The sequence below is a fragment of the Rahnella sp. NRRL B-41462 genome, from assembly GCF_003263525.1.
Taxonomy (GTDB): domain Bacteria; phylum Pseudomonadota; class Gammaproteobacteria; order Enterobacterales; family Enterobacteriaceae; genus Rahnella; species Rahnella aceris.
Window position 1 is genome coordinate 1 of sequence record NZ_JYDF01000006.1, and the last position, 16,622, is coordinate 16,622.

General features: G+C 51.3%; 20 protein-coding genes and 2 pseudogenes. 11 read left to right on the forward strand and 11 right to left on the reverse strand.

The features are described 5' to 3' along the window. The 5 genes and pseudogenes from lldD to UC14_RS01985 all read right to left on the reverse strand — a co-directional run. On the reverse strand, window positions 1-1,142 hold a 1,142-nt coding region (lldD, locus tag UC14_RS01965), incomplete at its 3' end, for an FMN-dependent L-lactate dehydrogenase LldD (protein ID WP_112197137.1). 202 nt (window positions 1,143-1,344) lie between these two features. After that, the gene (locus UC14_RS01970; RefSeq protein ID WP_112151433.1) at window positions 1,345-1,611 is read right to left on the reverse strand and encodes a hypothetical protein; all 267 of its coding nucleotides are present in this window, start codon (window positions 1,609-1,611) and stop codon (window positions 1,345-1,347) included. Further along, window positions 1,580-1,798, reverse strand: a complete 219-nt coding sequence (locus UC14_RS26855; protein WP_037032799.1) for a hypothetical protein — start codon at window positions 1,796-1,798, stop codon at window positions 1,580-1,582. Before UC14_RS26855 ends, UC14_RS01970 begins: the two co-directional genes overlap by 32 nt. Before the next feature lie 95 nt (window positions 1,799-1,893). After that, a pseudogene (locus UC14_RS01980) lies at window positions 1,894-2,226 on the reverse strand (ferric citrate ABC transporter ATP-binding protein FecE); the annotation flags it as partial. A 125-nt stretch (window positions 2,227-2,351) separates the two neighbouring features. Next, window positions 2,352-2,570, reverse strand: a complete 219-nt coding sequence (locus UC14_RS01985; RefSeq protein ID WP_013578112.1) for a YgdI/YgdR family lipoprotein — start codon at window positions 2,568-2,570, stop codon at window positions 2,352-2,354. Window positions 2,571-2,948: 378 nt separating this feature from the next. On the opposite strand from UC14_RS01985, the gene UC14_RS01990 reads away from it, so the two are divergent. The 7 genes and pseudogenes from UC14_RS01990 to UC14_RS02020 all read left to right on the forward strand — a co-directional run bounded on the left by UC14_RS01990 (window position 2,949) and on the right by UC14_RS02020 (window position 8,284). After that, window positions 2,949-3,323 carry a hypothetical protein gene (locus tag UC14_RS01990; protein ID WP_051930969.1) on the forward strand — a complete coding sequence of 125 codons (375 nt, stop codon included), beginning with the start codon at window positions 2,949-2,951 and terminating at the stop codon, window positions 3,321-3,323. Between the two features lie 112 nt (window positions 3,324-3,435). After that, complete coding sequence (gene hutW, locus UC14_RS01995; protein WP_112197138.1) at window positions 3,436-4,761, forward strand: heme anaerobic degradation radical SAM methyltransferase ChuW/HutW; 1,326 nt, start codon at window positions 3,436-3,438, stop codon at window positions 4,759-4,761. Continuing rightward, the gene (hutX, locus tag UC14_RS02000; protein ID WP_112197139.1) at window positions 4,748-5,260 is read left to right on the forward strand and encodes a heme utilization cystosolic carrier protein HutX; all 513 of its coding nucleotides are present in this window, start codon (window positions 4,748-4,750) and stop codon (window positions 5,258-5,260) included. The genes hutW and hutX overlap by 14 nt, the downstream gene beginning before the upstream one ends. After that, entirely contained in the window at window positions 5,257-5,880 is a 624-nt protein-coding gene (locus UC14_RS02005; protein ID WP_112151436.1) for an NAD(P)H-binding protein, read from the forward strand. The genes hutX and UC14_RS02005 overlap by 4 nt, the downstream gene beginning before the upstream one ends. A 168-nt stretch (window positions 5,881-6,048) precedes the next feature. Beyond that, window positions 6,049-6,270 (forward strand): YdgH/BhsA/McbA-like domain containing protein, encoded by a 222-nt coding sequence (locus UC14_RS02010; RefSeq protein ID WP_014416648.1) that lies wholly within the window; start codon window positions 6,049-6,051, stop codon window positions 6,268-6,270. 195 nt (window positions 6,271-6,465) lie between these two features. Then, window positions 6,466-7,814: pseudogene (locus tag UC14_RS27335) on the forward strand (type II toxin-antitoxin system HipA family toxin). Beyond that, window positions 7,811-8,284, forward strand: coding sequence for a helix-turn-helix transcriptional regulator (locus tag UC14_RS02020; RefSeq protein ID WP_013578106.1), 474 nt, complete (start codon window positions 7,811-7,813; stop codon window positions 8,282-8,284). The pseudogene UC14_RS27335 and the gene UC14_RS02020 overlap by 4 nt, the downstream one beginning before the upstream one ends. A gap of 59 nt (window positions 8,285-8,343) precedes the next feature. Here UC14_RS02020 and UC14_RS02025 read toward each other — a convergent pair whose 3' ends face one another. The 5 genes from UC14_RS02025 to UC14_RS02045 form a co-directional block, all read right to left on the reverse strand. Then, window positions 8,344-8,664 (reverse strand): multidrug efflux SMR transporter, encoded by a 321-nt coding sequence (locus UC14_RS02025; RefSeq protein WP_013578105.1) that lies wholly within the window; start codon window positions 8,662-8,664, stop codon window positions 8,344-8,346. 115 nt (window positions 8,665-8,779) lie between these two features. Continuing rightward, a complete protein-coding gene (locus UC14_RS02030) occupies window positions 8,780-9,634 on the reverse strand; it encodes a LysR family transcriptional regulator (RefSeq protein ID WP_112197140.1) in 855 nt (284 codons plus the stop codon). Between the two features lie 195 nt (window positions 9,635-9,829). Continuing rightward, entirely contained in the window at window positions 9,830-11,329 is a 1,500-nt protein-coding gene (locus tag UC14_RS02035; protein WP_112197156.1) for a UbiD family decarboxylase, read from the reverse strand. Between the two features lie 246 nt (window positions 11,330-11,575). Further along, window positions 11,576-13,042 carry a HAMP domain-containing sensor histidine kinase gene (locus UC14_RS02040; RefSeq protein WP_014416645.1) on the reverse strand — a complete coding sequence of 489 codons (1,467 nt, stop codon included), beginning with the start codon at window positions 13,040-13,042 and terminating at the stop codon, window positions 11,576-11,578. A gap of 3 nt (window positions 13,043-13,045) precedes the next feature. Beyond that, window positions 13,046-13,768 carry a response regulator transcription factor gene (locus UC14_RS02045; RefSeq protein ID WP_013578101.1) on the reverse strand — a complete coding sequence of 241 codons (723 nt, stop codon included), beginning with the start codon at window positions 13,766-13,768 and terminating at the stop codon, window positions 13,046-13,048. Window positions 13,769-13,922: 154 nt separating this feature from the next. On the opposite strand from UC14_RS02045, the gene UC14_RS02050 reads away from it, so the two are divergent. Genes UC14_RS02050 through UC14_RS02060 form a run of 3 tightly spaced genes read left to right on the forward strand, consistent with a single transcriptional unit; the run spans window position 13,923 to window position 15,681 of the window. Then, on the forward strand, window positions 13,923-14,549 hold the full coding sequence (locus UC14_RS02050) for a cytochrome b/b6 domain-containing protein (RefSeq protein WP_013578100.1): 627 nt from the start codon (window positions 13,923-13,925) through the stop codon (window positions 14,547-14,549). A 10-nt stretch (window positions 14,550-14,559) separates the two neighbouring features. Then, a complete protein-coding gene (locus UC14_RS02055) occupies window positions 14,560-15,363 on the forward strand; it encodes a molybdopterin-dependent oxidoreductase (RefSeq protein ID WP_112197141.1) in 804 nt (267 codons plus the stop codon). Between the two features lie 51 nt (window positions 15,364-15,414). Further along, window positions 15,415-15,681, forward strand: a complete 267-nt coding sequence (locus tag UC14_RS02060) for a pentapeptide MXKDX repeat protein (protein WP_112197142.1) — start codon at window positions 15,415-15,417, stop codon at window positions 15,679-15,681. 101 nt (window positions 15,682-15,782) lie between these two features. Here the strand turns inward: UC14_RS02060 and UC14_RS02065 are convergent, their stop codons facing one another. Then, complete coding sequence (locus UC14_RS02065) at window positions 15,783-16,172, reverse strand: hypothetical protein (RefSeq protein WP_013578097.1); 390 nt, start codon at window positions 16,170-16,172, stop codon at window positions 15,783-15,785. A gap of 159 nt (window positions 16,173-16,331) precedes the next feature. Here UC14_RS02065 and UC14_RS02070 point away from each other — a divergent pair, with 159 nt between their 5' ends. Further along, the gene (locus UC14_RS02070; RefSeq protein WP_013578096.1) at window positions 16,332-16,586 is read left to right on the forward strand and encodes a ParD-like family protein; all 255 of its coding nucleotides are present in this window, start codon (window positions 16,332-16,334) and stop codon (window positions 16,584-16,586) included. Window positions 16,587-16,622 lie beyond the last annotated feature (36 nt).

Here is a 16,622-nt window from a genome sequence, read left to right on the forward strand (position 1 = left end):
TGATTCCGTCCGTAAACCAGCGAATCGCCACTGATATCAGCAATGGATTTCGCCCCGGTCAATGTCATCGCTACCCGCATTTCTTTTTCGATCAGGTTCAGCAGATTAATGACCCCGGCCTCGCCCGCCGCCGCCAGCGCATACACAAACGCCCTGCCCAGCAGCACGCTGTCTGCACCGAGCGCAATCATGCGGACCACGTCCAGACCGGTGCGAATGCCGGAATCGGCGAGAATGGTGATGTCACCTTTCACCGCGTCTGCAATAGCCGGCAGTGCGTGGGCGGTGGACAACACACCGTCAAGCTGACGGCCGCCGTGGTTGGAGACCACAATGCCATCAGCACCAAATTTCACCGCGTCTTTTGCATCTTCCGGATCCAGAATCCCTTTGATAATCATCGGGCCTTTCCAGAACTCACGGATCCATTCCAGATCTTTCCATGAAATCGACGGGTCGAAGTTTGCGCCCAGCCAGCCGATATAATCCTCCAGCGTGGTGGGTTTGCCGCGATAAGCGGAAACATTACCCAGATCATGCGGTTTGCCATTCAGCCCCACATCCCAGGCCCATTGCGGATGCATGACCGCCTGCAACATGCGGCGTGCAGCGGCGTTTGGACCGCTCATGCCGGAATGCGCATCGCGATAACGTGCGCCGGGCGTCGGCATATCCACGGTAAACACCAGCGTTTTAACCCCCGCCGCCTGCGCGCGTTCCAGCGCATTGCGCATGAAACCCCGGTCTTTCAACACATAAAGCTGGAACCACATCGGCCGGTCGATGGCCGGTGCAACCTCTTCAATCGGACAGACAGAGACGGTGGAAAGCGTGAAAGGAATGCCTTTTTTCGCCGCCGCGCGGGCAGCCTGCACTTCGCCGCGTCGCGCGTACATACCGGTCAGACCGACCGGTGCCAGCACGACGGGCATCGCCAGTTTTTCGCCAAACAGTTGTGTCTCAAGACTGAGATCGGACATGTTTTTGAGGATGCGCTGACGCAAGGCGATGTCGGCCAGATCGGCGGTATTACGTCTGAGTGTATGCTCGTTGTAAGCGCCGCCGTCGATGTAATGAAACAGGAATGGCGGCAGTTTACTTTTTGCCGCGGCGCGGTAGTCCGTTGATGCAGAAATGATCATGATGTTTTCTCGTTATCTTGCGCTCTTTTGATTGGCGCTGTAGGGGTGTCAAAAGTGTAGCTGATAAACACAACCTGAGAGAAAACAATGGCAACGAAAAACCATATTTTTACGCGGCAGAGCATGGGAGTAGAAAGAAGGAGAAATCTTGAAAATGCGCGGCGGGTTTAATCTCGCCGCATTGATGATGTCCACGGATTCATCATTTATCGGGTTTGTTCAGATGCCAGTGTAAAAGCCTGACGATCACCTGATACAAAAGAACTGTGATAACAGGACAAATAATAAATAGCGTCAATCCGATAAAGCCTTCAACGTCTGGTTCTCCAAATAACGCGGCTGTGTCATTCCAGAAGATATATTGTTCTTTAGTCACCGGGGATGAAGGCCGCAGAATAAGAAAAACCAGAACGTAAATGCCCACTGCAATTAATATTCTAAATCCCGTTGTCACACGACGCCTGCCCATTCAGGATCACCTCTATCATTCCATAACTCATTAAACCATTGGGTAATTCTGTCTGCCGGGTAGACATCAAGGCCTGACGAATAGCCATAAAATCACTGCGATGCTGAAGGGTGAAAGTACCTGCGCCGAACCTCTTCAGTGGTAAAAAACACACATCATTAACGACAAATTTTCCATGCAAGGTCATGAAGCATCATCCTTAAATTTAACTTAACACGAGATTTTACAAGTTTGAATGACAAAAAAGCATGACACTCGCGCCACAATCTATAACACCCCATTTCACCGCACAATACACATCGGCCTGCCCGACGCCGGTTCAGGGTAGATTTGCACATCGATATCAAAAACCTGCGCCAGCAATTCGGGTGTCATCACCTCTTCCGGCGTGCCCTGCGCGATAATTTTGCCCGCCGCCATCATCACCAGATAATCACAATAGCGGCTGGCCTGATTCAAATCGTGCAGCACCGCCACCCGCGTTTTCCCCTGCTGATTCTGACTGCGCAGCAGGTTCATCAGCTCAACCTGATGGCTGATATCAAGATAGGTGGTCGGCTCGTCGAGCAGCATCAGCGATGTCAGCAAACGTGCTCTATTTCCCCTTGAACCAGACCATAAGAGAGATTTATGTTTTTCGGGCTGGCAATCGGCTATAACTTTCTGAGAAAGAAATATATATTTTTACCCTGCAGATGACGCCATTAATGATATTAATGGCGGTTCCTGTGCCAGCGCACTTATTTTTCGACAATCTCTTTTACGTCACCCTGATGAACCTGGTGAACACTGCCATCAGTATCTTTATAAGAGATCAGACCGGTATCTTTGTCTTTCACCGGCTTGCCATGTGTTGTAATCATATGCCCGTCATTGGTTGAAATGACATAGTCACTGGAACAGGCACTGACAGCAAACATGATGCCCATAACAGCCACTACGCTTAATACTTTTTTCATCATAACTCCTGTTGAATTTTAACGCTAAATATCCGAAAAACACGCTATCAGGCTAATAAATATATCATTATTTTCTAACCACCCGCTTTCACATAAACGTATTCTGGTGGCTCATGTTATGGGTTCATACTGTCCTTAAATTCAACGCTTTGACAACGGGATGCTGAAAAATAAGGATGATGTTAATATTTTAACATCCGGATAAAGAATTTTTTATGCGTACATTACGCTGAATCCATGCACATATTTTCTAATTTTAAATTGTTGGTGTTCGTACCGGAACGCGATAATATTCATTATCGGGCGTCCGCAGAGGTATATGCACAGCAATATCATCATGCCCGGTAAAAGAGAGAATCAATAACCGGAATAGCTCTAATGCAAAATGAGATGAGAATAACTATGCTCAGGAAACCAATATTACTCACGCTGATATTTCTGATATCAGCATGTGCGGGTGAAAAGAATTTTTCAGTGGATTATATTAATAATCATCCCTGGGACATTGCTTATTGTTTACGTCAGAACCTGAATCAAAAAGGCTATCAAACCGGAACACCCGAAAATGATGCAGCCAATATAATGAAAGAAATGACCGTAAGTAAAAATGGAGAAACAGCGGGTATCTACTGGATTGATAAAGCCACTGTGGGGTCTATTGGCCGCTCAGTAAGTACACATAACGTTCAGGACTGGGCGTATCGGGATATGGATGCCGCGTTGCATCAATGTAAGTCAGAACTGGATCAGTAATCCTTTTTAACTTGATACAGATCATCTAAAACGCGGGTTAGGTTTGATCGAATGATAATCATTATCGTTTAATGCTCGGGAATGATTGATTCTTCAGGAGAAGAAGAACCCTATGAGCTTAGACCTCTCGCGTTTTTATGCCGCTGATCAGGGACTGCCATTTCCCGACCGGCGGGCAGTGATGCCATGGCGGCCTCAGCAGCCCGTCGCCCCGCAGGATGTCCCTGCACAGTGGCAGGCGCTCTGCATGCGCACACTTGCGGCCAATAAGCGCCTGGTCTATCTGCATATCCCTTTTTGTGCCACGCACTGTACATTCTGCGGGTTCTACCAGAACAAGCTGGAAGCGCAAGCCACAGAACAATACTGCGATTATCTGATCCGCGAAATTGAGCAGGAAGCCGGTTCGCCGCTGCATCAGTCCGCCCCTGTCCACGCCGTGTACTTTGGTGGCGGCACGCCGACCGCGCTCAGCGCGAAACAACTGCACCGGATTATCACCACGCTGCGCCGCAGTTTACCCCTGGCGCCGGACTGCGAAATCACCGTCGAAGGACGTATTCTTAACTTTGATGATGAACGGATTGATGCCTGTCTGGATGCCGGTGCGAACCGCTTTTCCATCGGTATTCAGACCTTTGACACGCGCATCCGCCAGCGAATGGGGCGCCGCGCGGACCGTGACGAAGCCATCAGTTTCCTGCGTAAACTCGGCGAACGTGACCGGGCTGCCGTGGTCTGCGACCTGATGTTCGGATTGCCGGAGCAGACGCCTGAGAGCTGGCGGGAAGATTTGCAGATTATCCGCGACCTGCCGCTGGATGGCGTTGATCTTTATGCGCTGAACCTGCTGCCTTCCACGCCGCTGGGCAAAGCGGTCGGGAATAAACGCACTACACTGCCGGATGTCAGCATGCGCCGCGATTTTTATCTCGAAGGCGAGGCGTTTCTGGCGCGTGATGCCTGGCATCAGATCAGTAACAGTCACTGGGCGCGCAACACCCGCGAGCGCAATCTCTACAATTTGCTGATCAAAAAAGGCGCGGATTGTCTGGCCTTTGGCAGCGGGGCGGGCGGCAATCTGGATGGTCAGTCGTATATGACGGCGCGCAGTCTGGAAGCGTATTACCAGCAACTGGACGCCGGGTTGAAACCTATCATGATGATGACAGCGTCAACCACCCGCGAGCACCGCTGGCGGCTGGATTTGCAGGGCGGCATCGAAGCGGGCCGTTATGATCTCAGCCGTATTGTTGAAGACCCCTTCCCGCTTGAACCCCTGTTGCAACAATGGCAACAGTGCGGCCTGATGAACAGCGAAGGCCCGCGTTTTAATCTCACGCCTGCCGGGCGGTTCTGGGCCAGCAATATGTTGCAGGCCTTACAAACACTGATCCCTCAACTGACCTTACGGAATGACGCACATGCACACGGATAACCTTCAGTCCCTGATCGACTTTTTAGCCACGCAACCCGACGGCACTGTCGAAGATATCGCCCGGGAATATGCCATCACGCCGCTGGAGGTGATCCGCAATCTGCCGGGAAGTTATCTGTTTGCAGGCACACATTTTGATGCGGTCTGGGACAACATCACGGCATGGGGCGAGGTGACGACGCTGGTGAATAACGAGGATCTGATCCTTGAATTCCACGGTGAATTGCCGACCGGCACGCATCGTCACGGCTACTTTAATTTGCGCGGTAAACACGGAATGAGCGGCCATATCCGTGCCACACACTGCCAGCATATTGCCCTGGTTGAACGGCCATTTATGGGAATGGGCACAGCAAGTGTCTGGTTTTTAAACGCTTGCGGTTATGCCATGCTCAAGGTTTTCGTCGGGCGCGACAGCCATCGCCAGCTTCTTGCCGATCAGCTGAATGCTTTTCGTGCCCTTCCCGCCATGCTGGCTGAGAGAGAGAAACAACCTTGAATACTTTGCTGATTTTTGGCGCAGGCAGCGGTGTCGGCGCAGAACTGGTTAAGCTCACGGCGCAGGATCGCCCGGTAGTGGCACTGATCCGCAACCCTGAACAAGCCGCAGTATTGCGTGAACAGGGCGTGACCGTCATTGAAGGCGATGCACTCAATTCCGCAGATGTATTGCAGGCCTGCCAGATGGCCGGTCCGGACGCGCAAATCGTGTCAACGCTGGGTGGCAAACTTGCCGATTACACTGCCAACCGGCTGATCATTGATACCGCAGAACAAGCCGGCATCCGCCAGATGTTGCTGGTGACGTCTATCGGTTGCGGCGACAGTTGGCCAACGTTATCCGCACGGGCAAAACAGGCGTTCGGCCAGGCGGTTCGTGAGAAATCACTGGCGGAAAGCTGGCTGCAAACCAGCTCGCTCGAAGGATGTATCCTTCGTCCCGGTGGCCTGATGAACGGTGAGGCGACCGGCAAAGCGCACCTGATCCAAACCGAAGCTCACGGCCGCGTGCGCAGGAGCGATGCCGCCCTGCACATCCAGCAACTGCTGGCCTCAGGCGATGGCTGGGGCAAAGTGTTTGCGCTGTGTGATTCAACGCTGGAAGGGGAACGGTTCTGAATTAAATGCCCCGGAAACGGGGCATTTAGTCCCCCTGACATGTTATTCAGAAATTTTAACCAATATCAGCAAATCACTTCGCTATTCATTCTAATCCCACGGCGTTATTCTTCTTCTCATCGAAGGCACATGGCCTTCCCCAAACAAACATTGAGAAGGAATGACATCATGAAATCTATCAAAACTTTCGTTGTTGCTGCTGCACTTGCCACGGTTTCTTTCGGTAGCTTCGCCGCTGAAATCGGCACTGTATCTGCTTCTGGCAATACATTAGAGGGCCTGGAATCCACCTTCGCAGCTAAAGCCGCTGCCGCCGGTGCAACCTCTTATAAAATCATCGAAGCCGGTGGTCAGAACCGTCTTCACGGCACTGCCGTGTTGTACAAATGATTTGCTGAAGTCCTGAGATAAAAACAAAAGCCGCTCCTTTTACAGAGCGGCTTTGTCATTGGGGTAAAAAACATAATGAGTGGTATATCACTCATTATTGCTTTAAAAAACCTTTAATGAGTTATTTAGGTAACATTAAATGGACTCTCATTGGATAATGAGTAATATACCACTCATACACTAATGGGAGCCCATATGGAATTTTTAACGTTACAAGCTTTCCTCAATAATACCTGGGTTGATATTGCTAACATCACTTTTCCCGGCAGTGAGCAGAATAACTATCGTCTGACCGAACTGAATTATCATTCGGATTACGCTATTGATAACCTTGATCGTGACGATAACCATGCCGCATCGTTGAATCACCCCGTCTCTTTGTTTTTTGATGGTGACGATGAGCGGGGTTGGCTGAAGTTTCTTGATGATATTATTCCCAGCGGTTCAAGTCGCCGCTATTGGGCAAACTATCTCGATCTCGAAGGACTGACAGCCGATCAGCAAAATTTCATTTTGCTCAAACATGGCACCTTGTCCCCTGTTGGCAATCTGCGCATAAAAGAATCATTACCGGAATATAATCCGCTGGCTGAAAAACTTTTCTTCACTATAGAAGATGTTAAAAACCGGGCGGGTGACTTTCTGGACTACGCACAACAACGCGGTGCGGCTGCCGGTGGCGCGACAGCGCCGGGGGCGAAGCACCAAAGCTGTTGCTGCGTTGTAGTCAGGAACAGCAAATCTGGATTGATACCTACCAGAATGACACTGCCAACCGGGACATTCCCTATTTGGTCAAATATCCCCGTGGCGCAAGAACAGAGGTAGACTGCAATATTCTTCGGGCAGAATTCTATTTCTACCATGAGCTTGAAGCCATGGGGTTTGACACGATCCCGACGCAAAACATGCGGCTGGAAGAAGGGCTGACTTATCCGTCACTCTGGCTTCCGCGTTTTGATATTTCTTTTGAAGAGGAAGGACTTATCAGACGTTTCGGAATGGAATCAGTCTATTCACTCCTGCGCAAAGCGCCCGGTGTGACGCTGTATCATGAAGAAACCCTCCGTGCACTGATCGATAAGATTTCACACAGTCATATGGTGACAGAACAAGGTTTTGATTTTGATATCCCGGGGTTTGTGACTGAATGGGTACGACGAGATCTGCTCAATATTATTTTTGGTAACAGCGATAATCATGGGCGTAACACCTCTTTCCTGAAAGATGAACGCAGCATCCGGCTTGCACCAATCTACGATTTTGCGCCGATGAAAGCCGATCCGGAAGGTATTGCCAGAACGACGAAATGGAAGGCTCCGTTGGAAATCGGCGGTGAATACGATTATCCCGGCATTGCACAATCACTCGATGATCTTGTCCCGGCAGAAACATTACTTTCGGCACTTAAAAACACGTCACATCAACTGTCGGGACTGAAAGAGCGGCTGGAAGCCCGTGGCATACCGCAGCAAATTTTGAACATGCCCGCGATAAGTTTCAGTTTTATTCCTGAAAAGTTACGCCGCTGGGGGTTGTTATGAAAGAACCAGAGATTGCCGCAAACTCTGCGAGAAATACCATTGATAAAATACGGGCTAAACAAAATGAGGCGAATCATGTGCGGCGTGACGCCGGACAAATGCTGGCTCAGGAAGAAACATCTTCCACGGGAAAAAAACAAGCCCAGCGAAGAGTGTCGAACCTGACGAAACCCGTCAGCACCAATGACCGAAATCAAGCCCGGCTCGACATCATGCGGGCGTTACTTTTGGGTGAAATCACGCAGGGACAAGCACTAAAAGCACTGAGGATTACGGTGCTGGGGTTAAAACAAGACGCCTTTGGGAAACTAGTGACAGTGTCACGTAAGACGCTATCAGAAGTGGAAAATGATAAGGGAAATTACACGCCTGACATCATCAACAAACTGTTTAGACCATTTGGCCTGAAAGTCGGGCTGGTGCCGGTTTCTCAGCAGATATTCAGGACTCTCTTTGAGCGCAGTGAGTAAGATGTAAAAAAAGCCGCTCCTTTTACAGAGCGGCTTTGTCATGTTCCGCGTTGCCGCTTCTATCCTTTCGTCGCTACTTTCAGCAAAATTACGCCTGAAAAAATCAGCAGGACGGCGATGACGCGCAGCGGATTAAGGCTTTCGCCAAACATCACAACACCGAGAATGAAAGCGCCGATAGCGCCGATGCCGACCCAGACGGTGTAAGACGTGCCGAGGGGCAGCGTTTTCATGGAAATCGCCAGCAAAACGACGCTGAGTATCATGAAGAAGACCGTAAGCATACTGGGAATGAGACGGGTGAAACCGTGAGATTCTTTCATCGCGGTCGACCAGACCACTTCGAAAATACCGGCGAAAAGCAGATAAACCCAGGCCATAAAATGTCCTTAAAACACGCAAGGTCGTCCCTGCATCAGTATGGCTGAGTCTCTGGTCGTCCAGTCAGCATGAAGAGTGGGGATTATAGTTCACTCTTTCCTGACTTTACAAAATCTACGCCTCGGGCAAAAAAGAATCTTTTTCAGTGTGCAGGGTAATAATGGCCGGACGGAAAAGTTTCCCCTTCTGTTCGATTTCAAAGCTGCGGAAGTGACGGCTCTCACCCACTTCAGATTCCGGCATCAGCGCCGCACCGACCAGACCGTCGCGGAACATCTCGATCACCATCCGGGGTTCGGACACTTTCATGATCACATTCACGTCTTTCACTTCTTCATACAGTCGGTTGAGCAGCACTTCATACGTCCCCTCGCCGCCCATGCGGTGCAGCATCACCAGCGGGAAACCGGAGAGATCAGCAAAAGAAAGCGTACGTTCCGGCAGCGTGCTCGCCAGTTCGCCGGACACCACCGCGACCAGTTTTATCGGCTCGAATTCACGCACGTAGAAAGAACGCACGTCGGCTGGCGTCTGGATCATCGCCATATCCAGCGTTTTGTTCATCACCAGCTCTTCCAGACTGGTCGATTCGGACACTAAAATGTTCGGATCCCAGTCCGGGTTTTTGCGGTACAGCTCAAGAAAAACGGTGTTGAAATAGCGCAGATAAAGGTAAGAAACGCCGATACGCACCGGGCGTTTTTTTTGCGAGGCGATATCGATGGCTTGTCTGGTGACGCTGTTAACCTGATTGAGGATGTCGCTGGTTTTGCGATACAGAAAGCGTCCGGCTTCAGTGAGTACCATTTGTTTGCTGGTGCGGATAAACAGCGGCGAACCGATTTCTTCTTCCAGCTCATGCAGGCGTTTTCCGAGCGGAGGCTGTGCGATATTCAGCACTTTCGCCGCTTTGCTGATCGAGCCCTGCTCAGCGATGGTACAGAAATAGCGCATTCTTTTGAGATCCATCTTTCTTTTCCTTCCTGTCAGTCTGGCCGCGTGACGCCCAGTATACAAAAAGCCACTTCACGGGGAAGTGGCTTGTGCGGACATCCGTCAGTGGATAAACAGGCTCCAGTAGTGGGAAATGGGCATGACCAGAATGTCTCCCCGGTCATATAGTTAACCGCCTTCCTGCAATGCGAATTATTTTGGGCACATGTATTAATATTTAAAATCAGGCAGGAATTTCTTCACATCGACGTCTTTAAATTTGGAACGTTCGAAATGGGCTTTCAGATGAAACGGCACTGTGCAGTCGAAAATAGTTTTGCATGACATACCTTCCTGCAAAATACCTGGGCTGTAGGCTGGATGTTGCGAAGGATCCAGCGGATGGCAGCGCACACCCGGAATAGTGACGGTATCCACGTCGCCCTGATAGCGGGTTTGCATCGCCCACAGGATGTCATCGGTATCGAAAATATCCACATCCTCATCCACCAGAATCACGTGTTTCAGCTCGGAAAAGGCTGCAAACGCCAGCAGCGCGGCTTGTCTCTGACGGCCTTCATCCACCGGTGAGGATTTTTTAAATTGCAGCACCGCCAGTAACTTACCGCCACCGGAGGTGTGCGCATGCACATTCAGCACACGTCCCGGCATGGCGCGGTCGATCATATCCAGAATACTGGCTTCGGTCGGAATACCGGCCATGCTGACGTGTTCGCCGCTCGGGCCAAGCGTGGTTTGCAGGATAGGATTGCGGCGATGCGTCACCGCTTTCACCTTAATCACCGGCAGCGCGGCTTTGGCTTCACCGGTATAGCCCGGGAATTCAGGCATCGCTTTGCCGGTGTTGGTGTTCTGATCTTCACGGACACGCACATCCGGCAGCAGTTCGCCTTCAATCACGATTTCGGCGTGGGCAATGGCTTTTTCGTCGATGGAAACACAGTGCGTCAGTTCCACCGCTTTCCCGCGCAATGCACCGGCAATGCTCAGTTCGTTGAAGCCCAGCGGCGTGGTGGGTGGCTCGAAGCAGGCGGCAATCTCAATCGCCGGATCAACGCCGATGCTGATGGAAATCGGCAGCGGTTTACCCGCACGCTCGGCTTTTTCGCGGAAAGCATCAATATGGCGACCCGGGGTCAGCCACATCGACAGTTCGTCGCGGCTCTGAATGCACAGGCGGTGGATGGTAATGTCGGATTCTTTGGTTTCAGGATCAGAGGCATAGCACATGCCCATGGTGAAATACGGACCGGCATCTTCTTCGGTATTGGTCGGTGCAGGCAGCAAGGTGCGCAGGTCAAAATTCGGATCATCCGCCAGGTGCGTCACTTCCTGACAGGGTGCCGTGCCGCGATCCACAACCACGGGTGCGATGGCGTTTTTCACCGAATCTTTCAGCAGAAAACCGAGTTTTTCCGGCGCACAGTTCAGCAGATAGCCCACACGTTCGCGGGTAGACATCAGACCGGTGACCACACGCACCCCCGGAAAACCTTTGATGGTGTTAAACATCATCGCCGGGCCTTTACGGGTCGGACGTTCACAGGTTCCCCCGGCACCGACATAGCGGTACACGCCGGAGAGTTCCGCATGCGGATCCACTTCCACATCGGTACTGACCATTTCGCCTGGCAGGCTTTCTAAAAATGCAATCGCAGACCGGAGGTCGTGCACGTTATTATTTTGAGGGTGGCTTTCTTTCTTAGACATATTTTTATCCAAGTAAATAAATATTCCACATAATGAGAAAATTATTTTCATCGCCGGATTGAATATATATTTACTGCCGAAGATCAAAAAGTACCGTTTAAATTCACGCGCTAAACCTTTTTGGTTTATATCAAAAAAATAATAATTATTTAACACTAATGAATACATCACAATAACTTAATGACGAAACATTACGTTAATTCCGCCACGGCATTCATACCCTGACGGAAATTAAAAATCAGGAATTTAAACAGGTACGGAAAACTGAAAACAGGCACCGTGTTTCGGTTGTTCAATCAGCCGGATATCGCTGCCGTGGAGTTGCAGAATGCGGCGCACGATCATCAGCCCCAGCCCGCCCGCACGGTGTTTATTGGTACTGAGGATTGACGGACGCACAAACAGGCTGTCTTTCAGCTCCGGCGCAATGCCCGGTCCGCTGTCTTTCAGTTGTACCATCACCTGCCCTTCCTGTTTCCACAGTTTTATTTCGATTACGCCGCCTTCCGGTGTAAAACGAATCGCATTATCCAGCAGATTAGTCAGCACCCGTTCAATCATGCCTAAATCGGCATTCACCAGCGGAATACCCGGCGTGATATCCGCCAGTAATTTTTGCCCGCGCGTTTCGGTCGCCAGTTCAAATTTCTGGAAAACATCCTGCACCAGCTCACTCAGCGAGAAAGGTTCTTTCTGCGGTTTCACCACGCCATATTCCAGCCGCGCCAGTTCAAATAATTCCTGCGCCAGCCGCCCGACTTTTTTACTTTGCGTCAGGGCAATATTCAGATAACGCTGCCGGTCTTCGTTGGTCAGATGTTCAGCTTTCACCGACAACGTTTCCAGATAGCCATGCAGGGAGGTCAGCGGCGTGCGCAGGTCATGAGAAATATTGGCGATAAATTCCCGCCGCTGCTGATCCTGCACCATCAGGCTTTGCCATTGCTGGTCGATACGTTTTGCCAGCGCGACAAACGCCTGTTGTAACTGCGTGACTTCATCGCGGGCGGCACCGGCCGGAGTATCCGTTTTCGCCAGCGCCTGAATTGCGTCCATGCCGCCGGAATCGAGTTGTGCAATCTGCGCCGTGAGTTTACGCACCGGGCGCGTCACCCAACGGAACGCCAGCGCACCCGCCAGCAGGCCAAACAGCGCCACCAGCCCCATAGACCGCAGCGCCAGAGAAATCGCCGACTGATACTGCGCGTCGCTGGTCAGTGCGGTGTATTCATCGCCGAGAAGCACGATATACACATAGCCTTTGGTCACACCGTCTACCTGCAACGGCGCGGCGCTGAATACCTGAGGGGTTTGCGGGTCACGCGGATTGTCGCCATATACCGGCATTTTCGCGCCGTGCAGCAGCGCATTCACCGGTGCTAAATCGATTTTCTGCTGTTGCAAGCGTCCCGGAGGCGCCGCATTGCCGACGATATTGCCGTCTTTGTCGAGCAGATACACCTCAACGCTCGGATTCACCGCCATCAGCTGATCAAACAGCGTATGGACCGCTTTCGGATCCCAGTCGCCCTGGCTGAGCAGCGGATTATTCGCCGCGATCTGCGTCGCCAGATTTGCCGACAGACGCTGGATCACCGACTGGCTGTACTGGTTGCTGGAACGCACCTGCATATAGCCGGAAAGCGCGCAGCAGGCGATCAGCAGCACCATAAACACCAGAGTCAGTCTTTGCGCCAGCGTGAGATTTTTCATGATTTACCCTTGTGACGCCTCAGAAGAGGACACGAATTTATAGCCTTTTCCCCACACGGTCAGAATCCGTTCCGGCTCGGCCGGATTGGTTTCTATCTTGATGCGCAGCCGGTTGATATGGGTGTTCACCGTATGTTCATACCCTTCGTGTTCATAGCCCCAGACCTGATTTAACAGGCTGAGTCGCGAGAATACTTTGCCGGGATTTTTGGCAAAGAAATACAACAGGTCAAACTCGCGGGGCGTCAGCTCGACAGACTGATGATTGAGCATCACGTCACGCGCAATCGGGTCGATCACCAGCCCGGAAAAGCTCAGCGTTCCGGCATCCATTTTCAGATTACGGCTCATCGCTTCCTGCCGCCGGAACAGCGCCTTGACCCGCGCCACCAGTTCCAGCATAGAGAACGGTTTCGCCAGATAATCGTCCGCGCCCAGTTCCAGCCCGAGCACGCGATGTACTTCGCTGGAACGCGCGCTGATAATAATGATCGGCGTATACCGCGTCATATTGCGCGCACGGCGGCAGATTTCCAGACCATCAACGCCCGGCAGCATCAGATCGAGGATCAGCGCGTCCCAGCCGCCCTTCTCCAGATGTGCCACCCCCAGATTGCCGTCGGCGGCGTGGGTAATCTCATAACCTTCATCACGCAGATGCAGGCTGAGCAGTTCTGCGATATCCCCGTCATCTTCAACGATCAGGATCTTCTTCGTCTTATCCATGTGTTATCCCAAAAACGTGGCGTTTCCTAATGGTTTGAGTCTACACAAGCAACCGTCTGCGAGTTATCACATTTTATTTAACTTTGCGTGAGGTCTCGGGGAACAAATCCGCTCAATACTCGCTACATCACAGGGCGGACAGCCGGACTTCATTATGACAATACACACGGAATTACCTCATCAGGCAAAATCCAAACCGGCCACGGTGCACCCTTTGTGGCTGCGGCTGACCCACTGGCTGAATGCGCTGGCGGTGCTGATTATGGTGACCAGCGGCTGGCAGATTTATAACGCATCACCCCTGTTTGATTTTGATTTCCCGCCAGCGATGACACTGGGTGGCTGGCTCGGCGGCGGTATTCAGTGGCATTTCGCCGGTATGTGGTTGTTCGGTTTTAACGGCCTGTTTTATCTGCTGATGAACATTTTTACCGGCCGGATGAAACAGAAATTCTGGCCGCTGACGCCACGCGGCATCTTCAATGATTTGCGGGCTGCCCTGCGTGGCAAGCTGAAACACGACGATTTACGGCACTACAACATGGTGCAACGTGCGGCGTATGTGTTCGTGATGTTCGACGGCATCGTGCTGGTGCTTTCCGGGCTGGTGGTGTGGAAATCGGTGCAATTCCCGCTGCTGCGCGAACTGATGGGCGGCTTTGATACCGCGCGTTATGTACATTTTCTGGCGATGGCTTCACTGGTGGGATTTGTGGTGTTGCATATCGTGATGGTGGCGCTGGTGCCGAAAACCCTGATTGCCATGATCCGCGGGCGTTAAGGAAGACATGATGAAAAACATCGTTAAAAGAACCCTCAGCCAGATTTTCAGTCCTTCCGACAGCGAAGCGATTTTACAGGAAGCGAAAAAACAGATTATCCGCGAACTGGATGCGCCCTCCCGCCGCCTGTTTTTACAACGCGGACTGACACTCGGCGGCGTGGCGATGCTGACCGGTTGCGATATCAGCGATAACGCCAGCGTGGAAAATGCGCTGGGCAAAATCTCCGGTTTCAATGACCGCGTGCAGGGCTGGCTGTTCGGTTCAACACGCCTCGCGCCGGTGTATGCCGAATCGATGATCACCCGTCCGTTTCCGTTTAACGCTTTTTACGCCGAAGACGACGCGCCACAAGTCGACGGCAACGCTTACCGCCTGAAAATCGCCGGTCTGGCACTGGATAAACGCGAATGGTCACTGCCGACGCTGTACAAAATGGCGCAGGTCAGTCAGGTGACGCGACACATTTGTGTCGAAGGCTGGAGCGCGATTGGTAAATGGGGCGGCGTGCCGTTCGGCGATTTTCTGCGCCTGATCGGGGCAGATCTCACGGCGGAATATGTCAGTTTTAAATGCGCCGACGAGTATTACACCAGCATTGATATGGCGACGGCACTGCATCCGCAAACCCTGCTGGCGCTGACCTACGACGGCCAGATTTTGCCGCGACAATACGGCTTCCCGATGAAGCTGAGGATGCCGACCAAACTCGGCTACAAGAATCCGAAACACATCGAAGTGATTGAAATTACCAATAAATTTACCGGTGGCTACTGGGAAGATCAGGGCTACAACTGGTTCGGCGGAAGCTGAACACTCTCCACAACACCCTTTGTACATCAAACCTATAGAGAAGGATTTACCATGAAAAAGTTAACCATAATGATGATGTCTGCTTGCCTGATGATGGGCGCAGTGAGCACCACCTATGCCGCTGACGCAATGGCGAAGAAAGACACCATGGGCCATATGTCAAAAGACTGCATGAAAAAAGACAGCATGAGCAAAGACACTATGGCGAAAGACAGTATGGGCAAAGACTGCATGTCGAAAGATCACATGAAGAAAGACAGCATGTCGAAAGATTCCATGTCCAAAGACGCGATGAAAAAAGAGTCCCCGGGCCAGTAAGCGCCACTAAACCCGGCCATATAGCGAAAACGCCCCCGTCTGTTCAGCGGAGGCGTTTTACTTTCTGTTAAGAGCCAATACCCCGCCCCCTTAACACTTAATTATTTTGTGGCACTGGACGCCAGGCGAATCTGAATATCATTGTCGAGATTATTCACCCAATGGTTGTAACTGCGGTGAATCTCGCCTTTCCCGGCCAGCAGATTGGTGCTGCCGACATAATTAATGGTGTAGCCGCGGGTGTCATAGGTAATACGGATATCTGCTTTGTGTTCACGGTTATTCAGATGACCGTTAATCACGCCCGGTGCGCCATCCGTCATTATCCAGCCACGTTTTTGCCCTGCGTCGATAATAGCGGTTCTGATCTGACTTTCTGAATTATGGGTTGCCAGCGTGGTATGCGGCGTCGTTACCGGCTCGGTACGCGCGCAGCCAGAAAGCGCCATGACACAGACAAGGCCGATAAGTAACTTACTTGTAGATTTCATGTGAACCTTTTGGATTTAAAATTTGGGATAAGAGCTTGAAAAATCAACACAATATACGCCATTTTCCGAAAGGTGTCATGAAACTCGCCGGTTGAGTTTCGTTTTCGCTTTGCGTAGTATATAAAACATATATGATTCGTATACTACCGAGGCAAGCCCATGGGTATCATTAAGATTTCAGAACTGATGCACGAGAATTTGCGTATTGCCAGCATGGCTTATACGCGTTCGATGAACGCACAGGCCGAGCACTGGATGAAGATTGGCATGCTGATGGAAACCCATCCTGATATGACGCACAGCCAGATTTCGCAATTGCTGGTGCAGTGCAGCATGGAATCTGAAGAAAACACCGGAAGTATCCGCACGCTGTTAAACGTGGGTGGCACACACAGGAAGGCAAGCAATGAATAATGGTTTAGACAGCAGGTATTTCGTCAACAATAACCG